Annotated in this window: 22 protein-coding genes and 1 riboswitch; of the genes, 7 read left to right on the top strand and 15 right to left on the bottom strand. The window is 44.7% G+C overall.

The genetic code is table 11. The annotated features are described in order from the left end of the window. From NOM01_RS16135 to NOM01_RS16145, 3 genes are all read right to left on the bottom strand, one after another. Window positions 1–597 (bottom strand): SH3 domain-containing protein (locus NOM01_RS16135; protein ID WP_255749595.1); only part of this gene is annotated, 597 nt, incomplete at its 3' end. Window positions 598–1334: 737 nt separating this feature from the next. Continuing rightward, window positions 1335–2123, bottom strand: coding sequence for a C39 family peptidase (locus NOM01_RS16140; protein WP_255749596.1), 789 nt, complete (start codon window positions 2121–2123; stop codon window positions 1335–1337). Window positions 2124–2160: 37 nt separating this feature from the next. Beyond that, on the bottom strand, window positions 2161–3084 hold the full coding sequence (locus tag NOM01_RS16145) for a ketopantoate reductase family protein (RefSeq protein ID WP_255749597.1): 924 nt from the start codon (window positions 3082–3084) through the stop codon (window positions 2161–2163). Between the two features lie 339 nt (window positions 3085–3423). On the opposite strand from NOM01_RS16145, the gene rnhA reads away from it, so the two are divergent. Beyond that, window positions 3424–3879, top strand: coding sequence for a ribonuclease HI (gene rnhA, locus NOM01_RS16150; protein WP_255749598.1), 456 nt, complete (start codon window positions 3424–3426; stop codon window positions 3877–3879). Between the two features lie 55 nt (window positions 3880–3934). Here the strand turns inward: rnhA and nrdG are convergent, their stop codons facing one another. The 3 genes from nrdG to NOM01_RS16165 all read right to left on the bottom strand — a co-directional run bounded on the left by nrdG (window position 3935) and on the right by NOM01_RS16165 (window position 7869). Further along, window positions 3935–4438: an anaerobic ribonucleoside-triphosphate reductase activating protein gene (gene nrdG, locus NOM01_RS16155; protein WP_255749599.1), complete on the bottom strand. Its 504-nt coding sequence runs from the start codon at window positions 4436–4438 to the stop codon at window positions 3935–3937. A gap of 28 nt (window positions 4439–4466) precedes the next feature. After that, window positions 4467–6329, bottom strand: coding sequence for an anaerobic ribonucleoside-triphosphate reductase (nrdD, locus tag NOM01_RS16160; RefSeq protein WP_255749604.1), 1863 nt, complete (start codon window positions 6327–6329; stop codon window positions 4467–4469). Window positions 6330–7014: 685 nt separating this feature from the next. Continuing rightward, window positions 7015–7869 (bottom strand): Cof-type HAD-IIB family hydrolase, encoded by an 855-nt coding sequence (locus NOM01_RS16165; protein WP_255749605.1) that lies wholly within the window; start codon window positions 7867–7869, stop codon window positions 7015–7017. A gap of 303 nt (window positions 7870–8172) precedes the next feature. On the opposite strand from NOM01_RS16165, the gene NOM01_RS16170 reads away from it, so the two are divergent. Further along, window positions 8173–9507 (top strand): gluconate:H+ symporter, encoded by a 1335-nt coding sequence (locus NOM01_RS16170; RefSeq protein WP_255749620.1) that lies wholly within the window; start codon window positions 8173–8175, stop codon window positions 9505–9507. Between the two features lie 48 nt (window positions 9508–9555). Next, window positions 9556–9702 (top strand): DUF5670 family protein, encoded by a 147-nt coding sequence (locus NOM01_RS16175; RefSeq protein ID WP_255749606.1) that lies wholly within the window; start codon window positions 9556–9558, stop codon window positions 9700–9702. A gap of 58 nt (window positions 9703–9760) precedes the next feature. Here NOM01_RS16175 and NOM01_RS16180 read toward each other — a convergent pair whose 3' ends face one another. After that, window positions 9761–11056, bottom strand: coding sequence for an aspartate aminotransferase family protein (locus tag NOM01_RS16180; RefSeq protein ID WP_255749607.1), 1296 nt, complete (start codon window positions 11054–11056; stop codon window positions 9761–9763). A 154-nt stretch (window positions 11057–11210) separates the two neighbouring features. Here NOM01_RS16180 and NOM01_RS16185 point away from each other — a divergent pair, with 154 nt between their 5' ends. Next, entirely contained in the window at window positions 11211–12095 is an 885-nt protein-coding gene (locus NOM01_RS16185; protein WP_255749608.1) for a LysR family transcriptional regulator, read from the top strand. Here NOM01_RS16185 and NOM01_RS16190 read toward each other — a convergent pair. The 5 genes from NOM01_RS16190 to NOM01_RS16210 are packed head-to-tail and all read right to left on the bottom strand — an operon-like array spanning window position 12092 to window position 17027. Then, complete coding sequence (locus tag NOM01_RS16190) at window positions 12092–12817, bottom strand: amino acid ABC transporter ATP-binding protein (protein WP_255749609.1); 726 nt, start codon at window positions 12815–12817, stop codon at window positions 12092–12094. The genes NOM01_RS16185 and NOM01_RS16190 overlap by 4 nt on opposite strands. Next, the gene (locus NOM01_RS16195) at window positions 12810–13481 is read right to left on the bottom strand and encodes an amino acid ABC transporter permease (protein WP_255749610.1); all 672 of its coding nucleotides are present in this window, start codon (window positions 13479–13481) and stop codon (window positions 12810–12812) included. The genes NOM01_RS16190 and NOM01_RS16195 overlap by 8 nt, the downstream gene beginning before the upstream one ends. 36 nt (window positions 13482–13517) lie before the next feature. Further along, window positions 13518–14294, bottom strand: a complete 777-nt coding sequence (locus tag NOM01_RS16200; RefSeq protein WP_255749611.1) for an ABC transporter substrate-binding protein — start codon at window positions 14292–14294, stop codon at window positions 13518–13520. A 60-nt stretch (window positions 14295–14354) separates the two neighbouring features. Beyond that, complete coding sequence (locus tag NOM01_RS16205) at window positions 14355–16010, bottom strand: M20/M25/M40 family metallo-hydrolase (RefSeq protein ID WP_255749612.1); 1656 nt, start codon at window positions 16008–16010, stop codon at window positions 14355–14357. Between the two features lie 24 nt (window positions 16011–16034). After that, on the bottom strand, window positions 16035–17027 hold the full coding sequence (locus tag NOM01_RS16210) for a dimethylarginine dimethylaminohydrolase family protein (protein ID WP_255749613.1): 993 nt from the start codon (window positions 17025–17027) through the stop codon (window positions 16035–16037). Between the two features lie 345 nt (window positions 17028–17372). Continuing rightward, window positions 17373–17473: riboswitch (purine riboswitch) on the top strand. A gap of 209 nt (window positions 17474–17682) precedes the next feature. Between NOM01_RS16210 and NOM01_RS16215 the strand changes: the two genes are divergently transcribed. The 3 genes from NOM01_RS16215 (at window position 17683) to NOM01_RS16225 (ending at window position 20193) form a co-directional block, all read left to right on the top strand. Continuing rightward, window positions 17683–19020 (top strand): 5'-deoxyadenosine deaminase, encoded by a 1338-nt coding sequence (locus tag NOM01_RS16215; RefSeq protein WP_255749614.1) that lies wholly within the window; start codon window positions 17683–17685, stop codon window positions 19018–19020. A 165-nt stretch (window positions 19021–19185) separates the two neighbouring features. Next, window positions 19186–19818 carry a superoxide dismutase gene (locus NOM01_RS16220; RefSeq protein WP_255749615.1) on the top strand — a complete coding sequence of 211 codons (633 nt, stop codon included), beginning with the start codon at window positions 19186–19188 and terminating at the stop codon, window positions 19816–19818. Between the two features lie 117 nt (window positions 19819–19935). Next, entirely contained in the window at window positions 19936–20193 is a 258-nt protein-coding gene (locus NOM01_RS16225; protein WP_255749616.1) for a YuzB family protein, read from the top strand. A gap of 3 nt (window positions 20194–20196) precedes the next feature. On the opposite strand, the gene NOM01_RS16230 is transcribed toward NOM01_RS16225, so the two are convergent. From NOM01_RS16230 to nfsA, 3 genes are read right to left on the bottom strand one after another with little or no spacing between them, the layout of a single operon-like run. Further along, window positions 20197–21237 carry a lactonase family protein gene (locus tag NOM01_RS16230; protein WP_255749617.1) on the bottom strand — a complete coding sequence of 347 codons (1041 nt, stop codon included), beginning with the start codon at window positions 21235–21237 and terminating at the stop codon, window positions 20197–20199. Window positions 21238–21281: 44 nt separating this feature from the next. After that, a complete protein-coding gene (locus NOM01_RS16235) occupies window positions 21282–22121 on the bottom strand; it encodes a hypothetical protein (RefSeq protein ID WP_255749618.1) in 840 nt (279 codons plus the stop codon). Window positions 22122–22124: 3 nt separating this feature from the next. Further along, complete coding sequence (gene nfsA / locus NOM01_RS16240; RefSeq protein ID WP_255749619.1) at window positions 22125–22868, bottom strand: oxygen-insensitive NADPH nitroreductase; 744 nt, start codon at window positions 22866–22868, stop codon at window positions 22125–22127. Window positions 22869–23143: the final 275 nt, after the last annotated feature.

A 23143-nucleotide genomic window follows, 5' to 3' on the forward strand; every position in this document is an offset into this window, starting at 1 on the left:
CGTTGTAGTCCCGGTATAAAGAGTTTGTTCGCTTGCCGATGAACTCGTTTCAGAAGCAGTACCCGTCTTTATGTAATCTGCGGAAACATAAGCAGATCCGTCTTTATACTGGATCTGTAACCAACCGTCACTCGTTTTTCCGGTAACTGTAACAGTGGCACCTTTTTTCAATGTTGTGAGCACTGTTCCCTGCGTGGATGGTAAAAGGCGTACATTCAAGTTTGCAGATGCTGTCCCCTGATAACTGGCAACCGACTGCACAGACAGACTTGGCGTGCCAGTCGAGCTTTCCGAGACTTTCTCTGTATAGTAGCCGTCAACATATGCTGTTCGTCCTTCATATTTGATCTTCAGCCAATTCCCCTTTTCACTTTCTTTGTCTATTCCAATGACTTCAAACGTCTGATCCTTCTTAAGCATGCCGATTTGCTGTTGTTCAGTGCCAGGTGTACTACGTACATTCAAATTCGTTTTGGCTTTCGCTTGATAGGTTTCGAAAGCATCTGCAGATGCATGAACAGGAACTCCTGTAACCGTTGCTACCGCTGCTGCAGCCGCGAAAGCTCCGACAATAGTAAAATTACGATTTGGGCTCATTATAAGTTACCCCCGAGTATGATCTAAATGATAGATTATATTTTTACTAGATATATCGGTAAGTTATGGAATTAGTTTAGTGTAAAGTGTTGATTTCACTCGTTTTGTAACGAATAATTAACAATTTAGCCGATTTAAGTAGGTTATTTGGCACAGTATTTTAATTACGTTCTTTGATAAAAAGTAATTTATGATTAATAAGATTCAGTTCGCTTGTTTCTTGTTTTATTCAAATTGATGAATCAAAATCACCGAAACAGACGGTTTTCCCCCTCCTGTTCCCGCTCTTTCATATCGAAATTCTGAAAATCGTATTACGTGACCAACAACGGTCCCGAATGGATTAAAATTTCTTTTTCAGAAAAGAGTAATTCATTTTTTTATACTCCAAATTTCATAGGCAAATCGTTTATCCGACTTTTTTGTTTTCATTAAAAAGAAAAACCGGGCAAAAAGCGCCCGGTCCTTAATCTCCAGCCATGTGTGATTGGTTTGTGTCTTTACAGTGTTGAATCATCGCTTCGGTTACTCGCATCAACTGAGCGCGACCGCGGGCACACCGCGAGCCTCCTCAGACAAGTAGAAATCTGCGGGTCTCGCTGGCACCTGATCCCGCAGGCGTTTCACACCTCCGCTTTGATTTTCGGCCAAGCCACTGAGTTATTCGTTTAAATACGGGGCAAAATTTTATACTTTCTTAACTTGCAAAAAAGCCCGAACTGGGCTTTTCGTGTGTCTTAATGAGTTGTATAAGAAATGGCTTGATTTCCGAATTGGTGCCAGGCTTTTATAAAAGCTTGTTTACTTGACTTGGTTCCTGGTTTGCCAGCAAGCGGATCATTAAAATAGACATAATTTTTGTCAAATCCGGTCAGCAAAACGGAATGTTCCTTAAAAGTGATGCGAATTGTTCCTTGCTTTGTCGGCCAGTTCTGCCATGCACTCTCCGGAATGGGCTGAAAATTAATACTCGTTATCGTCCATACCGGCTTGCCCGAAGCCATTTGTTTTTCAATCGCTGACCACGGCTTGCCGGTCATATCAATCACACGCTCGCCTAAATAGCGGCGCGCCAAGTCGGCAACCGGTCCATGATAGACGGCAAATCCCGGATTTGCTCGACTGCCGTGGTACATATTGCCTACAAATCCTTCATTCGGATTGCCTTTCAGTGCTCCTGACTGAAAAGGAACCTTTTTTATCTGTTCCGCGAGCTGCATTTTATTGATTTTTACACCGGCAGATTGCAGCAGCATCGTCAGGCTCGTTACTTCACAGCCATTGGGCAGTTCAGGCTTTTGACTGACATATGGAGCGCTCAGCTTTTTCTCTGTCACAGCAGGTTTTTTTTCATGTTTAGGCAAAGTCTTTTTTAGCGCTGCCGGATTACCCTTCTGTTCTTTTTGCGTTCGTTCAGAAGATCCTTCTCGATCGTCTCGATTCTGTAAGAGAACCACCATAAAGGCAACACAAACGATCATAATCAGAACCATTAGTATCGCAACCATTCGTTTCACATAACGCATTCATAATCCCCTCTAGGAAAACCGGCGCTCATAAGCATTATTGATTTCTTCGCTCCATAAATCGAAGCAAATGGTAAATAGTCTTAATCGTTGGTACTTGCGCACCGCATCGGTCAGCAGTCTGAATAGCGAAACCGAGAATAGCATCCAATTCCATTTCACGGCCATTCTCAAGATCCTGGAGCATCGACGTTTTATGATTCTGGATCTTTTCGTCAGGAAACAAAAGACCTGTTATGTACTGCTCGCCGATTTGAATTCCTGATTTCGCCGCAACCTCAAGAAACTCTTCGCTGATTCGTTCTAACAACCCATGAAGATCCGAGTCTGCCAGCGCTTCTCCAACGCGTGTTCGCGTTAAAGCAGTTAACGGATTATAGGTGATATTCCAAAGTAATTTTTCCCATTTAATCTGTCGAATATGATTCGTGATCCGCACCTCAGCCCCTGAATGCAGCAAAGCTTCTTTGAGTTCATGAAGCGTTTCGTTTACCTGACTGTCTTCCTGCCATTCGCCGATAACGAGTGTGCCGTCGCCGACATGGTTCACCACGCCCGGTGCTTCGCGAATGATTGAAATAAACGCGGAGCCGCCAATCACATGATCAGCACCGAAAATTTCAGCGAGTCGTTCTTCATTGCCGATTCCGTTAAGCAGACAGATAACCTTCGTTTTCGGTCCCATGAGTGCACTCAATTCAGGAATCACAGCTTCTAAAGCAGTAGATTTAATCGCTAACAAAATATAATCGAAAGAAAAATCCTCTTCCAGATTTTCTGCGTCTCTAACTTTTACCGGTAGCGAAAAATCGCCGGCAATACTTTTCACAATCAGTTCGTGATCATGCAGCCGCTCAAGTGTCCGTCCTTTGGCAATAAAGGTCACGTCCAATTTTTCCTTCGCTAAAACTCCGCCATAGTAGCAGCCGATAGCCCCTGCACCCAGTATTCCAATCTTCACAATCAAACACGCCCCATTCCCTGACCTGATATCTGTTCTCCTGCCGCAGTCTCTTTTTCTCTAATACTCTCATTTTAGCGTATTTCAGAGCGTTTTTCTTAATCAAATCCTTGGAAATGATTCATGAACCAGCCAGTTCGAACAGTCTACAATATTTTTGCACAAATAAGTATAAAAAAATGAGCGGAATTTAGTATAGGTGCAACTAAGACTTTGCCTGCGCGGAGACTTTGCAAAGCCAAGTTTTCCAATTATACTTAGAACAGCTTACACAGGATTCGCACAAGGTAGCATAGAATCATGAAGTGATACGAATTTAGCGGAAACAGGTGAATCAATTTGGATGAAATCATTATTTATTGCGACGGCGGATGCCGGGGAAACCAGAGTGACCATAATGTCGGCGGCTGGGGAGCCATTTTAAAATACGGTGATCATGTCAAAGAGCTTCGCGGAGGCATGCATAACACAACCAATAACGTGATGGAACTGACGGCGGCAATCCGCGCGCTTGAATCGCTCAAATCACGGCAAATCCCGGTCGCATTCTACATAGACAGCGCTTATGTAGTGAATGGCATGAACAGCTGGATTTCAGGGTGGATTAAAAAAGGCTGGAAGACAGCAGGCGGAAAAGCCGTTAAAAATAAAGAGTTGTGGATGCGACTGAATGATCTCGCGCAGGCGCAAGAAAAGATTACCTTCAATAAGGTCAAGGGGCATCACGGTGTCGAATACAACGAACGCGCCGATCAACTCGCAAATCTCGCCATGGATGAAGCAGAAAAAGACTAGACAGAAAAAGCCAGAGAACCTCGCGTATTGCGCAGTTTCTGGCTTTTTAATCATTTTATTGAACATTTAAGATTACTTGTCCCTTTTTCATTGATTCATTGACGTTGATGACGCGCTGATTCGATGACCCGCGGAATTTCAGCTTCAAGTTCCGTTTTGTCATATCAAACGGTCCATCCACAAGCACATCGATTTGGTCGAGCATTTCCCGCCGCTCCGAATCCTCAAGCAAATCTTCATAGAGAAATCCGGTCCAGCACCAAATATCCTTATCCGGACATTCGTTCTTCACACGCTCGACGAGTTTTGTCAGGGTGTTTGGGTGATCAAACGGCTCGCCGCCGAGCAGCGACAATCCCTGAACTTTACCGTCCGAACGATTTAAATCATCAATGATTTTGTTCTCCACTTCATCCGTATATGGCTTACCGAAGTCAGGATTCCAAGCGATTGCATTCCAACAGCCCTTGCAGTGAAAATGGCAGCCGCTGACAAACAAGGAATGCCTGACTCCCGTTCCATTCAAAAAATCAAAGCGTTTATAATCGGCGTAATTCATAATCGGTGTGACTTGTCCTCTTTTCTCTTCAACTCTGCTGCTTCTCGCGGCTGTTGATTTCCTTCAGACGTCCTTTGATCGGCTTGCGCTGAATCACGGAACCCAAGTAACCGCACAGCCGGCGGATGCAGGACGTTGTTTCCGGATTATGATTGCCGCAGCTTGGGCATTTGAACCCGGCTGCCGTTGATTCGAACTCGCCTTCATAGCCGCATTCATAGCATTTATCAATTGGCGTGTTTGTACCGAAATACCCGATTCGGTCATAGGCGTAATCCCATACTGTTTCCAGTCCTTCGGGGTTGTTTACCAAGGATGGGAACTCGCAGTAATGAATAAAGCCGCCTCCCGTGTAGGGTTCATAATCCTTTTCAAAATCAATTTTTTCAAATGGGTTGATTTTCTTGCGCACGTCGTAGTGAAAACTATTCGTATAGTAATCTTTATCTGTTATGTCCTTGATGCTCCCGAAATGCTGCTTGTCCAGTCTGCAGAAGCGGTCGGTCAAGCTTTCTGAAGGTGTCGCATAGACACTGAACGCATAGCCTGTCTTCTTGCGCCATTCGTCCGACAGCGACTTAAACCGTTTCACAATATCGAGTGTAAAGGTTTTTGCTTCCGGATTATGTTCCCAATTCGGACCATAGAACACCGTCGCCGCTTCGTAAAGTCCGATGTAGCCCATGGACACAGTCGCCCGACCATTCTTGAAAATGTCCTGTACCGGTTCATCGGCGTGCAGACGTTTTCCGGTTGCACCGTACTGATAGAGAATCGGTGCGTTTTTCGCTTCCACTTTATCCAGTGTATGAATTCGGAAGAGCAATGCGCGGCATACCAGATCCAGCCGTTCTTCAAATAAACTCCAAAAAGCAGTTTTGTCGCCATTTGACTCGATTGCGATCCTTGGAATATTCAGCGTGACAACACCCATATTGTTACGACCGTCTGTAATGTATTGTCCGTTCTCCTGATAAGAAGGCAGGAATGAACGGCAGCCCATCGGCGCCTTGAAGTCCCCGGTCACTTCAACAATTCGGTCATAGTTCAAAATATCCGGATACATCCGTTTCGTGGCGCATTCCAAAGCCATTTTCTTAATATCATAGTTTGGATCGTCTTCGTTTAGATTTAACCCGCGTTTAATCGTGAACACGAGTTTCGGAAACACCGCTGTTTTATGATCTCGGCCAAGCCCGATAATTCTCACCTTCAAAATCGCTTTCTGAATCTCGCGGGCAAACCATGAACGGCCAAGACCGAAGTTTAGAGTAAAGAAAGGTGTCTGACCATTGCTTGAAAAAAGGGTGTTAATTTCATATTCAAGCGACTGCATCGAGTCGTAAATTTCTTTCTCAGTCATCGCGTAAGCGTAATGTTCTTGTTCTGCAGGATCCGAAATCCAAGTCTTTGCGGTTTCCAAGTATTTGCTGAAGCTCGTTCTCGCATAAGGTTCCAATACTTCATCCGCACGATTAAACGATGTGCCGCCATAAATATTCGAGGATACATTGGCGACAATCTGAGCAACCAGCGCGGTCGCCGTCTTGATCGATCTCGGCTGTTCCACGTCAGCATTGCCGATCGAGAACCCTTTCTCAAGCATGCCTTTAAAATCAATCAGCATGCAGTTATACATAGAGAAAAACGGCGAGTAATCCAAATCATGGAAGTGGATAATCCCCTGATTATGCGCATCGGCAAATTCCTTTGGCAAAATATGGCGGAGTGCGAAATCTCTGGCCGCCACGCCCGCGAGCAAATCGCGCTGCGTATTAAATACTTTTTCATCTTTATTCGCGTTTTCATTGGCGACATATTCATCCATATTGATTAAGTCACGAATCTTGTCATCTAATGATTTTTCTTTATATACCGGTTCTTTAATCATCATGTCCGCCCCCATAGTTCCGATAAACAATATTATAATACAATATGTAGTAGGATCAATAGGATACATAACACAATATGTAGGAGTCTAGCGTATGGATTGCATTTTTTAGGATACCAGAGCGGAAAAATAGATCTGTGACAATTTTGCGAACGAGGGATAATACACGCATATTTATAGATCTCGGAGAAAAAATAAACAACCTATTTATTATATCGGAAGACCGCTAGAAAGCAACTGCAAAAATGATGAATAAATCCAAACATGTACTCAACTAGAAAAACCGGGCAAAAGCACTCAGTCATTACGGCCTCCGGATGCGGTTGTCTTCGCATTGCCTCTTATAAAATAAGCGGAGATTTTCCAGTTATATGCATCATGGAGGATGTTTTGCGGGTACATAAGGGTAATTTTTCCGGTTATGCAAAGCAAAACCCTCCATTTTCACGTCTTTTAATTCGATAAGGGGCATTTATCCGTCTATTTAAGCAATTTTTTCATTCATTTTCTAATGAAGCGGAATTTTTCCGTCTATTTATCAAATTGGGTGCTTAACCTGATCGCTCAACCGATATGTGCGGGTTGGCAATCAACCTCTTATGACCATATAGTCATACCCGCGAGACAAAATCTTAAAATTTGGAACAAAAAAATGACGACACGGTGATCGTCATTCCTAACCTTCCTAATGAAACGTATGATACAGAAATTTATAGAGCCCATTTTCAGCATATGAGGCGTCAGTCACCCATTCTGCCTGTTCCTTTACATGCTCCGGGGCATTCTTCATAGCGGCAGAGTGGCCTGCTAGTTGAAACATTGGCAAATCATTTTCTCCATCACCAACCGCAAGCGCATTGTCGGGAGACAGATGATAATGATCCAGTAAGATTCGAATTCCGCTCGCTTTTGAAATATTCTTTCCTACTAATTCAACATTGTTATGTGACGAAGAAAAATAGTCAAACGCGAATTTTTCCTGCAGTTGGCGCAAATCATTCTTCCACGCATCCATTTTCGCTACATCTTCGCTGAAAAAATACATCTTGACGATCTGTGCCAATTCGTCGTCAGTCAGCGTCTCCTTCCAAACCATGTCCTCAAGCACCGCTTGCCTTCGCGACAGCCACTCGTTAACCGATACCGACTCCGGCCTTTTATCATTAATTTCATTGATTATATAGTGCCTATCTCGGCTTAGAATCGTTCTTCTTCCGCCGACCGGATGCAGCTGATAGTACATCTTATGCTGTTCCGAGTAATGAAGCATGTGCTCGACAAGTGCTTTTGGCAGGACGCTTTGAAAAATTTTTGCCGTTCCCGCGAATACAGTCATTCCATTTGCAGCAACCATTCCGGCTGCCGGAAAATCATCGGGCAGTACATTAAGCGCATCAACCTCCGAACGTCCCGTGACGACGAATACATTCTTGCCGTGCGCACTGAGTTTCTTAAGGTAACCGTTCAATTCAGGAGTCACTTGATTATCCGGTGTCAGAGTCGTCCCGTCTAAATCAAGCATAATCGTTTTTATGTTCAACTGATATCACCTCCGCGCAATCTCTTCATTCATTCTATCGTTTCTTGCTGCGCAGCGCATCCTTTCAGTTTTTTACGGACATGTTTTGTCTTGCTGAAATGCGGGTATAGAGAACATAAGGAGCAGGGATTGGAACTCTCGTGATCAGGATAAATTCGTTTTGCTATGAAAATTAATTTCTCAATCCATTTACAATCACCGCGTCATTAAAATAACTTCGGCTTTTACATCAGGTTCATCAAAAGCTCATTCACATGAATGACTGAAAAAATGACCAAAAAAATTTAAAAAGAAGTGATTTTTCTGCCATTACTTATAGTCGCCTTAGGCGTAATTGTATTACTCATACTCATTATGAAGTTTAATCTCAATACATTTATCTCACTGCTCATTGTTTCCTTTCTTGTTGCACTTGGATTAGGCTTGCCACTTACAAAGATTATTTCTGTTATCGAAAAAGGCATTGGCGAGCAGCTCGGCGATCTCATTTTAATCTTCGGGCTCGGCGCCATCCTTGGCAAACTCGTTGCCGATGCAGGCGGTGCGCACAGAATCGCGATCTCGCTTGCGAAAAAGTTCGGTAAAAAGCGTATTCAGTTAGCAGTAATCTTTGCTTCATTCATCATTGGTATTGCCTTATTCTTCGAAGTTGGCCTAGTACTCCTGCTTCCAATCGTTTTTGAAATCGGACTTGCTCTAGGCGTACCACTGCTCTATGTGGGCATGCCAATGATTGCCGCCTTAATGGCAACTCATGGTTTCTTGCCTCCGCATCCGGCACCAACCGCTCTTGTTCAAAGCTATCATGCCAATACGGCCTATGTGCTCCTTGTTGGCCTGTGCATCGCCATACCGGCCGTCATTGTCGGGGGCACCTTATTGAATCGGCTGCTTTTCCGTTTGATGCCTAAAGTTTACACACATTCCGGAAACGAGGAACTGCTTGATAAGAAAAGACATTTTGATGATGATCAAGTACCGTCTTTATCACTCAGTATCTTCACCTGTCTCCTTCCTGTCCTGTTGATGATTTCAGCAACACTGGTCACCGATTTGATCTCATTTCCAAAGCTTCTTGATCAAATCATTCAACTAATCGGATCCCCGCCTGGTGCGATGATGATCAGCGTCCTGTTTGCACTCTATGCCATGGGCATCCGGCAAAAGCGCACTATGGAAGATGTGGAAAAGACAATTACAAAAGCGATCCGACAAATTTCAATGCTGCTCCTGATTATCGGAGCCGGTGGCGCGCTTAAAGAAGTCATGATTACAGGCGGCGTCGGTGATTATGTCGCCCATCTCTTCAAGGGTTCTCCTCTGTCGCCGCTCGTTCTGGCATGGGTGGTTACCGTGCTGATTCGTGTCTGCATCGGGTCCAGCACAGTTGCTGCTCTTACTGCCGCCGGGGTTGCTGCCCCATTGGTCGGAGCAACCGGAGTCAGTCCCACCCTCATTGTTCTTGCCACCGGTGCCGGCAGTGTATTCGGCGGACACGTCAACGACCCCGGATTCTGGCTGTTCAAGGAGTACTTTGATCTGAACATCAAGGACACGTTAAAAACCTATACCGTCATGGGCTGCATGCTTTCCGTAATCGGCATTCTCATGATCAGTGTCTTTTCGATTTTCATGTGATGAATCACAATTCTTTTGCTCATACTAATCTAAAAGGGAGGAATAAACATGCTCAGCCTTATATGGTCGCTGATCGTCATTCTGTTTCTCATCTGGCTCGTACTCTTGCTGCTTAAAGTCGGTGGAGCAATCATTTACCTGCTCCTTGTCGCCGCAGCCATCCTGTTTATCATCCAATTCTTTACACGAAAGTAATAAAAGCGGAATCCCAACAAATGGGGATTCCGCTTTTTTATGTTTAATCCATTATTCTTTAATTTTTCTGGGCAGCCTCTGCAAGCGCCGCTTCGAAACTTTCACTGAAAATCGCGAAGGCGTCGTCAATTTGTTCCTTGGTCACAATCAGCGGCGGAATAAAGCGAATCACATTATGATCGACGCCGCAGTTAAGCAGAATTAAGCCTTTTTTCAACGCATTGGCCCGAATCGCAGCAACGAGGTCGCCATCAGGTTTTCCGTCATGATCAACAAACTCAATGCCGATCATCAGGCCGAGTCCTCTGACCTCAAGCACTTCGTCATGCTGTTTCGCAAATTCAAGCAGTTTCCCTTTAAAGTAGGAGCCGACTTCAACTGCATTATCGACAAGTCCTCCTTCAAGCAATTCAAAGACTGCGACACCGGCCGCGCACGCGACCGGGTTGCCGCCGAAGGTCCCGCCATGCGTCCCAGCCGGCCATTGATCCATGAGCTCGCGTTTTGCTACCAAGGCGCTAAGCGGGAAACCGTTGGCAATCGCTTTTGCCAGTGACATAATATCCGGCTTCACGTCAAAGTTTTCATAGGCAAAAATTTTACCCGTGCGCCCGAATCCGGTCTGAACCTCATCGAACACAAGCAAGATACCATGTTCATCGCAAATTTTGCGAATCGCTTGCAGGAACGACTTCGGCGGAACAATGTAGCCGCCCTCACCTTGAATCGGTTCCATAATCATGCAGGCCACCTGTTCCGGTTCAATCAAATCATGGAATATTTCTTTAAGTGAGTTCAGGCAGCGCGCCACTTCCTGTTCTTCAGTCAGACCGGATCGTGTTGCATAGGGATAGTCCGCATAATAAACACTCGGCAGCAGCCCTTCATAGTTGCGACGATATTTCGCATTTGAAGCTGTCAGCGTCGTTGTCGCAAGTGTCCGTCCGTGGAAGCTGTGCTTAAACGTAATAATGCCGGGACGGTGGGTGACTTGCTTAGCAAGCTTAATCGCCGCCTCATTAGCCTCTGCCCCGCTGTTCGAAAAATAGATTTTATAATCTGAGCCAACATGACCGAGAATTTTCTCAGCCAGTTTAATATAAGAAGGATAATAAACAACATTATGACCGCCATGAATCAGTTGATCCATCTGCTCCTTAGCCTTCTGTACAACATAGGGATGGTTGTGGCCGCAATTAACAACCGCAACACCGCTGGCAAAGTCCAAATACTTCTTCCCGTTCTCATCCCACACGTAGGCACCTTCGCCTTTGACAACGCCAAGCTGCGTTGCACGCAACGCAATCGGCGGAAACAGATCTAATGATTTTTCATACATGCTTTTTTCCGGCATTTTACTTATACCTCTTTTTAATAAAAATTTAGAAGATCCTCATCAAAAGGCCGCTATGTCACACAATATTATATAATGAGTTTAAACAATCGTTTATTTACTTTTACTGCGTCAAAATTCGTGCTTGTTCGATCACTCACTGGAGGAATGAACGATGGAACTCAGACAATTAAAAACTTTTCAGGTGGCAGCAGAGCTGCTGAATTTCACACAAGCCGCCAAACAACTGAATTTCTCCCAGCCGACCGTCACGGCACAAGTCCGCGCGCTTGAGAAAGAAATCGGTCATTCACTCTTCTTCCGAATCGGCAAGCAAACCTTTCTTACTGCTCATGGAGAAATCGTAAAACACTATACGGACCAGCTCTTCCCCATCCTGGATCAAATGGATGCTGCTTTGCACGAAGAAAATCAGACAGCAAACAAGCTCACCATTGCAGCATCGGAAACCTTCTGCACGCATTACTTTCCACCGATTATCCGGCAGTTTCTTGATGCTTATCCCGAAATCGGAATCAAACTCGTGTCATGCACGAGTGACAAAGTGATCGCAGGCATTAACAGCAACAGCTTCGATATCGGCGTCATCTCAGGATCTTATATGAAAGCAGGCATCACAAATGTCAAAATCTCAGAGAAGGAAGATTTAATTCTGATCGCATCGCAAACATTGGCTGAACAGTATGCCGACCGCGAACTCCTTGAACGCTATCCGTTCATCAAATATGAAATTGCCGGCCCGTTTGAAGAACAAATGAACAGCTATATGCAGGAAAACGGCATCCATCCGACTAAAATCATTGAATCCAGCAGCCTGGAAGCGGTCAAGAGTGCTGTTATGAATGACATCGGCGTTGGGTTAATCAGTCGCAATCTTGTTAAAAAAGAACTGGCTTCACGCCAGTTGTATGAAATACCTTTAAACAAGAAACCGATTGAAATTCAAACCTCTCTTGTGATTGCAACGCACAAGCTGCGTGATCAGAAAACCATGCACTTAATCCGTTTAATTGAACAGAACTGGAATACCATCCATTAAAGAATCTTTTCCAAAAAATCCTGAGCACGCTCTGTGCTTGGATGGCTGAAAAAGGCTTCAGGCGTGTTGGATTCCAGAATCCTGCCATCATCCATGAAGACGACTTTGTTGGCCACCTGTTTGGCAAACCCCATCTCATGCGTAACGATAATCATCGTCATTCCGGATTCAGCGAGTGACTGAATAACATCGAGCACTTCTTTGACCATTTCCGGATCAAGTGCCGAGGTCGGTTCATCAAACAGCATATAGTCTGGTTCCATTGCAAGCGAGCGCGCAATGGCAACCCGTTGCTTTTGCCCGCCTGAAAGTTTGTTCGGATACTGGTTCTTTTTCTCAAGCAGCCCAACTTTATTAAGTAGCTCTTCTGCTCTCTTGACCGCATCATCTTTTGAGAGTCCTTTAACTTTCATCGGTGCGTAAATCAAGTTCTCAAGTACGGTTTTATGTGGAAAAAGATAAAAGTGCTGAAAAACCATACCAACTTTTTCCCGTACTTTGATCACCTGCTTAGGTTTCATCGTAGTCAAATTGTCCTCATCAACCATGACCTTACCTGAGGTCGGATGCTCAAGAAGATTGATACAGCGCAGAAAGGTTGATTTTCCGGAGCCGGATGGTCCAATGATGACGACTACTTCACCTTTGTTAACTTGCAAGGTAACATCCTTCAACACATGTATATCGCCAAAATTTTTATAAATATGTTCTGCATCAATCACTGCGGCGCATCCTCCTTTCAAGTCGACGACCAAGATAGGTCAAGATCATTACGATAATATAATACATGACTAGTGAAATAAGCATTGGCGGAAAATAGTTGTAAATGTTAGCTGCAACAATTTGTGAACGACGCATTAGTTCGGTTACAGTTATTGTCGATACTAAGGCTGTATCCTTTGTCAACGTGATAAATTCGTTCATGATTGCCGGCAAAATATTTTTAATTGCTTGAGGCAATATAATATCCTTCATTGTTGGCCAATAGGATACACCTAATGCTTTCGCCGCCTCCAGCTGACCTTTGTCGACAGCATTTATTCCTCCGCGAATGATTTCAGACATATAAGCTGCCGAATTCAGACCAAAAGTCAAAATTGCACATGTCAGAGGATTAACATCGCCCATATTAAAAATTTGTGGAATGCCAAAATATGCAATGGCCAACTGAAGGATTAGCGGAGTTCCTCGAAAAACAGAAGTATACATATTTGCTAGTCCACGCAACAATTTGATTCGACCAATCTTACACAAGGAAAGCAGGATACCACCGATAAAGCCAAGAATGGCTGCACCAGCGGCAATTCCTAATGAAACCCAGATACCGCTGACGATATACGGGATTGAAGGAACTACTTGTTTAAAGCCACTGATTAATTCATTCATTCTGTCCTTTTCCACCCCTTGGATAAAACAATTCGATTACTGATTTTTTATCCACTTATTAACAAGTTCATCAAGTTTTCCATTTTTCTTAGCCTTAGTAATCGCTTTATCAAATTCAGCAGCTAGCTTACTTTTCTTTGGAAATGCTGCACTGATTGGATCCGATTCAGGTTTTCCGTCCACAATTGCCTTAAATTGATGCATATTTTTGTCTTTGCTTGTATAACCATAAGCAACTGAACTTACCGTAATGATTGCATCAAGTTTACCTGCACGCATTGCTTCAACCATTTCATTCAGCTTGTCCCATCTCTGAATATTCATAGGGATTGTTTTATTTAATTTAACAGCGAGTGTCTCTTGAGTCGTACCAAGCTGGACACCGACCTTCTTGCCTTTAAGGTCTTCTACACTATTGATTTTAGCACCTTTTTTGGAGAGGATAACTTGGTAATCATTAAAATAGGTTTGAGAGAATTCAACATTTTTTCTTCGTTCCGGTGTATTCACCATACCCGCCATAACAAAATCGACTTTTTTACTATTCAACGCAGCAATCAAACCATTGAAATCTTGATTTTTGATTTCCAACTTGTAGCCAAGTTGATCAGCAATATACTTTGCCAAATCAAGATCAAAGCCGACAATCTTGTTTCCATTTGCCGTATCTACCGATTCAAACGGCGGATAATCGGCGCTCGTGCCCATGACAATTGTTTTCTTTTTGCTTGAATCACTGCTTCCTGAACTGCTGCACGCTGAGAGTACAATCAGCAGCAGAGCCATCATAACTAAACCCATTTTTTTCATCATTAATCATTCGCCTCTTTTTTTATTGTTGATTCCCTTGTTAAGGAATTAAAAACGTTTTCTTTAATCTGCAAAAACTTGTTCGGTCATTGAACGGATCAGCTTCGGAAGCACACCATATGAATAGGGCTTGTAGACACGTTCCATCCATGTATGCGCCCGTTTACCATAGACGCCCATGTCAAGAACGGGGATGTTCAGCTCGCGAATCTGGTCGAGCGGTACACTGTAGGTTTTGCCCCATGCAGGGAAGTTTCCAATGATCGCTGCCGTTTCTTCCGCCGTCTCACTCATCGCAAGGTAGCTGCTGTCGGCGAGATAAGGGAAAAAGCGTTTCTTGGCAAATTGCTCGCCGGTCTCGTTCTCAGCTTGGTGCAGAACCTGATCAAGGATTTCATCGCAACGTTTCTCTGCCGCAACCTCATCGCGCAGATAATTATGCGGGCAGTACGGCGGAGCAAAAAAGATAATCACCTTAGGACGTTTGTCTCCGGAACGATTTTCAAGTGCCTCAATCACCTTGAAACTGACCTGCCGAAAATCTTCGTCCGGATTCGCCTGAACGACTTGATCCGTGATTTCATCAACCGGAACCCCCTTCTGAGCGAGCTCTTCGACGAATTCTTCATAGCTCAGTACATCAGTCGACCATTCCGGTGCTTGTCCTTCAAGCCCGCAGTTCTTCGAGAATATAGTATATTGTTTCTGAAGAAATGACGCAAGATCGTCACAAGCCTCTTTCGCGACTATTTTCAATTGAGCAAGCACTTCTTTCGGCGTGCGTTCATAGAGAAAATAGTTAAAATACAGATGCGTTGTTCCTGCCGTTTGCACATTATAGAATGCTTTTCTGTCTCTTAAAAAAAGACAAGACGGAGGAAGAATGACCTCATCAGAAATCTGCTCGGCGCAATCCATATTATTGTTCAACGCATTGTTGACCTTGCTCGCGATCAGTGTCGGATCAATGCCCGAAAGTGTCTCACCGACATGAGTTTCTCTTCCGCGGATATAGAAGCACCCAAGCAGCTTGCCTGCCGAACCTGTATAGATATAGCGCCGCGAATCACCTTTATAGAGCGGACTGTTGAAGTCACCATTAATGGCCAGCAAAAACTCAAGCCCCCGTTCCTTCTGCAGGCGGATCAGCTCTCGCGTTGCTTCCATAACACCCTCATGGTCATTCTCTTCGACCGGGTTGAACATCACCAGAAGATTGCCCTTCAATTGATCCGGATGTTCTGAATAATAGAGAAGATTACTCAGATGGACGGCGTCGCCGCTTTTCATATCCAGCATACCCCTGCCGAAAAGCCAGTCTCCGGAGACAGCATCTTTTTGCACATCACTGTCTTTTTCATATTTGGAAAAATAGTGCTGAAGGTAATCAGGATCCAGCGCATGCGCTTCAAGGGAGCCAAAGTCGTCAATGCCGACCGTATCCATATGACCATGATAAATGATGGTCTGTTTCTTTTCAATTGGGGCTTCAAGGAATGCAAAGACATTCTTTCTGCCCAGCTTGTCATCTTCCAATGCCTGTGTCCAGACATTCTCTGGATGCTGTTTGAAATAGGGAAAGGATCGGAGAATCGTTTCCAGTTCCTTTGCCATTGCAAACTCTCCATCTGTGCCGTTGACACTTTTCACGCTGACAAGGTCTCTCGCTATTTTTTCAATCTGCTCTTCTTCCGGCAAATTTTTAATGACCTCATACATTTAGAATCCACCTTCTCTACTGAATTATTCCACCGGATCACGCTGAAGCACGAGTGAGGAACAGTGGATACCTCCGCCCATTTTATTCAATTCATCAACAGGAATTGCAATGACTTCAACGCCGGCTTTTTCAAGTGCCTCAATGGTACGGACACCAAGAGACGTAAACAGAACTTTTCCCGGCTCAAGGCACAAACAATTCGTTGTCATTGGCGGATCGAGCGGATCTGTATAAATCAGTTTGACACCGCGTTGTTGCAAATCCTGCAGGAACCAATGCGGCAGATTCGTCGGATCAACAAGTGCCTTATCGACATCAACCATATTGAATACTTCGTCAAGATGGATCATGCTGGACGGCAGATCGACAACCACAAGATCCATGCCCTGCCAAGAAAGAATGGCACGCAGCTGATCGATACCTGCCTGATTCACGCGGATAGAGCGCCCGACCATCGCCGTTTTTCGGTCGAATACCATAAAGCTGCCGCCTTCCACAAAGCCTTTGCCTTGAATAGATGCCAACACCGGCATACCGATTTCAGCAGCTGTCTGGAGTGTACGACGCGTTTCTCCGTATCTGAATTTCAACGCGAAACGCGCCAAAATCAGACCGCCGGGAATCACCATGCCGACATCACGTGCAAATAGATTATTGGTTAGCAGTTGATCGTCCTCAATAAGCGGAATAATCTCAACACCCTCCCGCTTCAAAATATTAGTCATCCGATCGTGCTGCTCCTGCATTTTCACCAGATCCAACGGCTCCTTGCTTAAGCTGTAACTGACAATGTTTCCACTTGTGTCGCGAAGAATCCTCGCTCCGGCTTCCGGTTCGAACTTCGCTTTATTTAATTCATGGACCTCATTTCCCGGACGGTGAACAAATACCTTTCTTACCTTTCCAACCGCATTCGGGTTTCCCCAATCTGAAGACCAGTACTTCTCCAAAAGAGCAGTATCTTCAAATGAATCCTGAACCATATTCTCATCAAGAAATTTATGCAATACAGACAAGTTAAACCCTCCTTGTTAGGCTGAGTACAATTTAGCACATGTGACGGAATAAAACCTTACATGAAAAACATCTATTTCTATCATAATATAAATTGAGCGCTGTGTACTTTATAAATTCCTATGTCATGTATCTGAATATTCTATTGTTCATGAATATCCAGTTTTATTTCTTTATTGCAGTACAGCAATAATGTCAGGCACATCCTTGGAAAAACCGTCGTTCTTTTTTAATTATTCTAATTCCTTCATCACTTGTCAGATTTACTGTATTAAAGAATACCGATTGTTAGATTTGCTGACATTATAATTGACGATCTCTCCATATTCGCTTATTATTAACTACGTAAACTTCATCCTTTCTGTTTTCGTATATCCTTAATAATACGGTTTAAGGGTTTCTACCTGGGAACCGTAAATTCCCGGCTACGAAGAATATGTTCGCATATTTTTCGTAGCCTTTTTTTTACTATCAGAAAATAATTATATATAAAAGATGAGGTAGATAGTATAAGTGGTCCGGCATAACGCCACGTCCTGTGGCAAGCCGGACACTGGGCCGTCCATGGCCGTCGCAACTAAGCCTCTGTCTACGCCAAGGCTTGCCAATCGGCAAGTTTTCTAATGTTTTCTACACTTCAAATTGGAGATGGCTGAAATGAAACGAACAATTATTAAAAATGCCGAAATTGTCACTATGGATCAAAAGGAAACGATCACTCATGGAGACCTTGTCATTGAAGCCGATCGCATCCAGTCCGTGGGTACAATTGTAAAGCCCAAACCGAATGATCGCGTCATAGACGGAACCGGCAGAACAATTATTCCCGGATTCATTCAAACCCATATTCACCTTTGCCAGACCTTATTTCGTGGAAAAGCAGATGATTTGGAACTCATGGACTGGCTTCGGGAACGTATTTGGCCGCTCGAAGCCGCGCATGATAAGGAATCAATTTATCTGTCTGCACTGCTCGGCATCGGTGAACTGATCTCTGGAGGATCGACAACCATTGTCGATATGGAAACCGTACATCATACGGGCGAAGCATTTCAGGCAATTGCTGAAAGCGGGATACGTGCGCTGTCCGGAAAAGTCATGATGGATAAAGGCAGCGACGTGCCACTTGGCCTCCAGGAGAAAACGGATGATTCCATTCGCGAAAGTGTCGATCTGCTTGAAAAATGGAACGGTCATGACAACGGACGAATCCGTTACGCATTCGCGCCGCGTTTTGTCATCTCATGTACTGAATCACTGCTCACCCAAGTACGTGATCTCGCCGATCATTATAATGTTTTTGTTCACACACATGCATCGGAAAATCGCGGTGAAATTGCTATTGTTGAGCACGATACCGGCATGCGCAACATCGTCTATCTTGACCATATTGGGCTTGCCGGCAAACGCCTGATCCTCGCCCATTGCATTTGGCTCAGCGAAAAAGAAAAAGAAATCATTCATAAACGAGGCATTCATGTCAGCCATTGCCCGGGTTCCAATCTCAAGCTTGCTTCAGGGATTGCTCAAGTGCCGCAAATGGCCGATCTAGGCATTAATCTCGGTCTTGGTGCAGACGGCGCGCCGTGCAACAACAATCTGGATATGTTCCAGGAAATGCGGCTCGCTGCACTCATTCACAAACCGGCAAACGGACCGACGGCAATGAATGCCAAACACATTTTTCGCATGGCAACGATTGAAGGGGCTAAAGCAGTCGGCATGGAACATGAGATCGGCAGCCTCGAAGTCGGAAAAAAAGCCGATTTAGCCATACTGAATCTCAATAACTTCCATTGCAACCCGATGTTCGGCACCGATCCGATTTCACGAATTGTCTATTCAGCCAAGAGCTCGGATGTTGAAACCACGATCATTGACGGTCGCGTTGTTATGGAAAATCGACAGATGAAAACCATTGATCAAACGTTTGTTTTAAGTGAAGCTGAGATCGCAATCGAGCGACTGATGAAGCGTGCGGGCATACGTGTTTAATGATCGGAAATTTGTTGCAGGTCCAATTGGATCCGCATTTTTTTATCCATATAGTCATCGATACATAGAAGTGCAGGTTTCGAGGCACATTAATTGCTTAGAATGCCGATTATTGATTCAATAGAATTGGGGTTGGCAAACGATTTGGTAAAAAGGAGGATGTTTATGAGTCATTTTGAACTGCCCGCACTCGAATTTGCTCCTGACGCTCTGGAACCTTACATTGACAAAGAAACGATGATGATTCACCACGACAAACATCATCAGACCTACGTCACGAACCTGAACGCTGCCCTTGATAAGCACCCGGAATTAAAAGACAACTCGCTGACCGACCTGATCGCTCACTTGGATAAGGTTCCGGAGGATATTCGAACCGCAGTCCGAAACAATGGCGGTGGTCACTACAACCATTGCTTTTTCTGGAAGGTCCTTATTCCCGGAGGATCGAATAAACCGACCGGCGCGCTAGCTGAGGCAATTGATAAACAGCTCGGCGGCTTTGAAAAATTCAAAGAAGCCTTCACTAATGCAGCCACCGGCCAATTCGGTTCCGGTTGGGCCTGGTTGATGGTCACGAAGCAAAATGTTTTGAAGGTAACCAATACACCGAATCAGGACAGTCCGCTCATGGACGGTGCAACTCCGTTGCTTGGCCTTGATGTCTGGGAGCATGCCTATTATCTGAAGTACCAGAATAGGCGTCCAGAATATGTTAAGAATTTCTTCAATGTCATTAACTGGGATTTTGTCTCCGACGTTTATAATAAGACACTCGACACCGAAGCTGTACATTAATGAAAATTCCGAAGTGATTTCGTTCACTTCGGAATTTCTGCGTTATGGCACGTTCCTTGATTTCGGATACCAAACATCGCTAAAATAGAAGTAATGCTTGCGCAAGGAGGTTTGATCATGAACGAAGGTTTAGGCTTAGGCCTTGTCACTGTTGAAGTATGCGACTATGGATCGCTGACCGTTCAGCACTTAGAAAAAATAGCCCGCCACCCGGAAGTCGCAGTGATGAACTACGATTGCCTGAACGTATGCGGCATGTGCAGTTTAAAACCGTTCGCAATGGTTAATGGGCAACGCGTTTTTGCGAACACCATCGATGCCTGTCTTGAAAAAATAGAACAAAAAGTTAACGAAGAATTGGACACGCTTCAATAAGTCTTACACATGCATAAATTTAATACATACCGGATACGGAACCGAGAGTTTTGCATCGAGTAAGCTCAGATGGCCAGATACCATCTCCCGCTCAAACAAGACGAGATCCTCGGAATTCTGGTTTGCGACAACAAGAAATTGTCCGCTTGGATCGATTTCAAAATCCCGCGGCCAGTCTCCGATCGTATCCGCATGCTCGATCAATGCAATTCTTCCGCTTTCCTCATCAATTTGGAATACTGCAATACTGTTGTGCCCGCGATTTGACACATAAACAAAACGCCCATCAGCACTGATCTTAATTGCTGCACCTTGACTGTGTCCCTTAAAATCAGCAGGCAGTGCGCTTACTGTCTGCATGATGGAAAAGTTACCGTTCTTCTCGTCAAAATGCAGCGCAATCACTTCGGAACTCAGCTCCGTCATCACATAAGCATAAGGTGCATTCGGGTGAAACACCAAATGACGCGGTCCGGTGCCCGGCGTAAAGTTCAGTTCACTCTGCTTGATCCATCTATCCTCAGTCAGATGGTAGGTTGTCAGCGCGTCAATCCCCAAATCTACTGTAACCGCAAAACGATTATCAGGGGTAAATTTCGCAAAATGAATATGCGGCGCCTCCTGACGAACAGGATCTGCTCCTGATCCTTCGTGCTTCATCTCCGCCTTTAACCGAACACCTCGATTTGGATCAGGTGCATATACACACGCCGTACCCTCGTGATAATTACCATCCAAAATACGCCTGTCTTCCCGATCGACACTCACATAACAAGGAGAAGCGCCCGTCTTCAGGCTTTGACCGAGGGGTTCAAGTGCCCCCGAAGTGTCAATGGTAAAAGCAGCAATTCCACCCTCCGATCCTCTTTTCACTACGGAGTAAAGATGATTGTTATTGCTGCTAATCGCAAGATAGGTTGGATTGCCGAGGTTCGCGACTGCATGCAAGTCAACAAGTTTCTTGCGCGTCGTATCAAGAGCAAATGAATAAATGCCCTCGCTTTTTCCTTTTGTATAGGTACCGATGTATCCGTTATAGATCACTGTACAGCCCCCTTTACTAAAAACAGCTTTTTATTTTCTAGAAATCACCTGCGTCCAACCGTAAGAAACAGCAAATGACTGATTAATAAGACAAGCAATGAGAAAAATACGGACAAGCTTAACATGACCATAAGTAAAAAATTAAAACGTCCGATCCAATAGGTAATCTGCATATGCAGTGCCGGATCAAGCAGTACGCTGAGCGCATTTGCCACAAGCAGAAGTCCAAAAAGAGCGCCTGCCCCGCTCCCGGCACCACGGATGTCTTCGTTGCTCAGCGACATACGCGATGAGATACATAGTGCGATTAAAACAAACAGCCAGAAAGCAGGATGACCGTAATTAGACACAGCAAATAGGCTCTGAAAGATTTGAAGAATTGCTTTTCCCAGCGCTGTCCATGAAGGCAAATCAAAGAACGAGAACTGTTGCGGAGCCTGAGACCAATCAAAGAAGGCGAGCGATGAATCATAAGTCATCCATTTCGCGCAAAGCGCGATGATCAAGCTGCCGCCGATCAGCGGTGCTACACCAATAAAAAGATTACCAATCCTTTGGTAAAGGCTGTTTGGATTATATGCATGACGCACGTAGCCCATCGTTCCATCGGTATCCACCGCCTGCAACAATTTGACTTCAGTCACACGATGACGAAAGATCAAGCACATAACGGCATGACTCAGTTCATGAATCGGCGTGCCCAACCAGGCAGTATAATAGATGCCCTTTATGCCGAACGCATGGATCACCCGTCCATTTGCCTGTCTCTCAAGAAATCCGAGAATAAAACCGCCGATGAAAAGTGCTCCGATCAAAGAGATAAACTGAACACCTGTCATTGCGACGATTCTTAAGACAATCGCCATCCACGATTGACCGCTCATCACTCAGCGCCTGCCCAAATGATGCTTATCCAAAAACGGCTTCAGAGCGAGACGTGGCGGCACTGACAAACCATGCGTGATTTGTTCTGTCCATGTTTCGTCACGGCGGCCGCCTGTCCGCGTGTGGTAGTAATCAGCGACTTTTTGATCATACTGGTTTAATGCGTCTTCGTTTCCCTTCTCTTCATATACATTTCTATGGAAGATGTTTTCAAACGGAAGCCGCGGCCGCTTTTCCGGATTCTGATCGGGATAGCCTACCGCAAGGCCGAATACCGGAAACGTATAGTCCGGAAGATGCAAAAGTTCCGCAGTCTTCTCGATGTCGCGCTGAATACTTCCGATATAGCAGATTCCAAGTCCCATGGATTCGGCGGCTACAGCCATATTCTGAGCGGCAAAAGCAGCGTCACCAAGCGCAACTGTGAGTCTTTGCGTTGTGTCCAATACCGAAGTATCCGCTCCGTTCTGATCACCAATCTTTTTGTTACGATACTGGTCTGCAACAAAGACAAAGAAATAACCATTTTCTTCAACATACGGCTGATCTCCGGAGATGGCGCGCAGCTGTTTCTTGATTTCCGGATCCTCAACGCCAATAATGGAAAAGGATTGTGTAAAACTTGACGTAGATGCCGCCTGTGCGCATGAAACAAGCAACTTTATTTGTTCTTCCGACAATGGCTGTGTTTTGAACTTGCGAATGGAACGATGATTCAACAAAGTACTGATGACTGCATTATGCATGAATCGTAAACCCCTTTGTGTGAACTATTTCTCTCAATTATACGTGATTCATCTCACCCATGCATGAAAAACGTATTGAGCATCAATCGCCTCCAAGCACAAATACGGGGGAAGCGGCGCTCACGCTGCTTCCCCTGCTAAGAAAAACCGGGCAAAAGCGCCCGGTCCTTCATTAAGTAACAAGTAAAATAAGCGGAGATTTTCCGGTTATATACACCATGGTGCTTGTTTTGCCTGTAAATAAGGGTAATTTTTCCGCTTATTCAGAGAAAAAA

The organism is Sporolactobacillus sp. STSJ-5 (assembly GCF_024385605.1).
Lineage (GTDB): Bacteria > Bacillota > Bacilli > Bacillales > Sporolactobacillaceae > Sporolactobacillus.

What these genes read in the sequence shown, in the direction of transcription:
- NOM01_RS16205 (WP_255749612.1), bottom strand. Translation starts at nt 16,010, where the DNA reads ATGTATGAGGTCATTAAAAATTTGCCGGAAGAAGAGCAGATTGAAAAA.
- NOM01_RS16185 (WP_255749608.1), top strand. Translation starts at nt 11,211, where the DNA reads ATGGAACTCAGACAATTAAAAACTTTTCAGGTGGCAGCAGAGCTGCTG.
- nfsA (WP_255749619.1), bottom strand. Translation starts at nt 22,868, where the DNA reads ATGCATAATGCAGTCATCAGTACTTTGTTGAATCATCGTTCCATTCGC.
- NOM01_RS16180 (WP_255749607.1), bottom strand. Translation starts at nt 11,056, where the DNA reads ATGCCGGAAAAAAGCATGTATGAAAAATCATTAGATCTGTTTCCGCCG.
- NOM01_RS16195 (WP_255749610.1), bottom strand. Translation starts at nt 13,481, where the DNA reads ATGAATGAATTAATCAGTGGCTTTAAACAAGTAGTTCCTTCAATCCCG.
- nrdD (WP_255749604.1), bottom strand. Translation starts at nt 6,329, where the DNA reads ATGATTAAAGAACCGGTATATAAAGAAAAATCATTAGATGACAAGATT.
- NOM01_RS16235 (WP_255749618.1), bottom strand. Translation starts at nt 22,121, where the DNA reads ATGAGCGGTCAATCGTGGATGGCGATTGTCTTAAGAATCGTCGCAATG.
- NOM01_RS16200 (WP_255749611.1), bottom strand. Translation starts at nt 14,294, where the DNA reads ATGATGAAAAAAATGGGTTTAGTTATGATGGCTCTGCTGCTGATTGTA.
- NOM01_RS16140 (WP_255749596.1), bottom strand. Translation starts at nt 2,123, where the DNA reads ATGCGTTATGTGAAACGAATGGTTGCGATACTAATGGTTCTGATTATG.
- nrdG (WP_255749599.1), bottom strand. Translation starts at nt 4,438, where the DNA reads ATGAATTACGCCGATTATAAACGCTTTGATTTTTTGAATGGAACGGGA.
- NOM01_RS16215 (WP_255749614.1), top strand. Translation starts at nt 17,683, where the DNA reads ATGAAACGAACAATTATTAAAAATGCCGAAATTGTCACTATGGATCAA.
- NOM01_RS16175 (WP_255749606.1), top strand. Translation starts at nt 9,556, where the DNA reads ATGCTCAGCCTTATATGGTCGCTGATCGTCATTCTGTTTCTCATCTGG.
- NOM01_RS16220 (WP_255749615.1), top strand. Translation starts at nt 19,186, where the DNA reads ATGAGTCATTTTGAACTGCCCGCACTCGAATTTGCTCCTGACGCTCTG.
- NOM01_RS16225 (WP_255749616.1), top strand. Translation starts at nt 19,936, where the DNA reads ATGAACGAAGGTTTAGGCTTAGGCCTTGTCACTGTTGAAGTATGCGAC.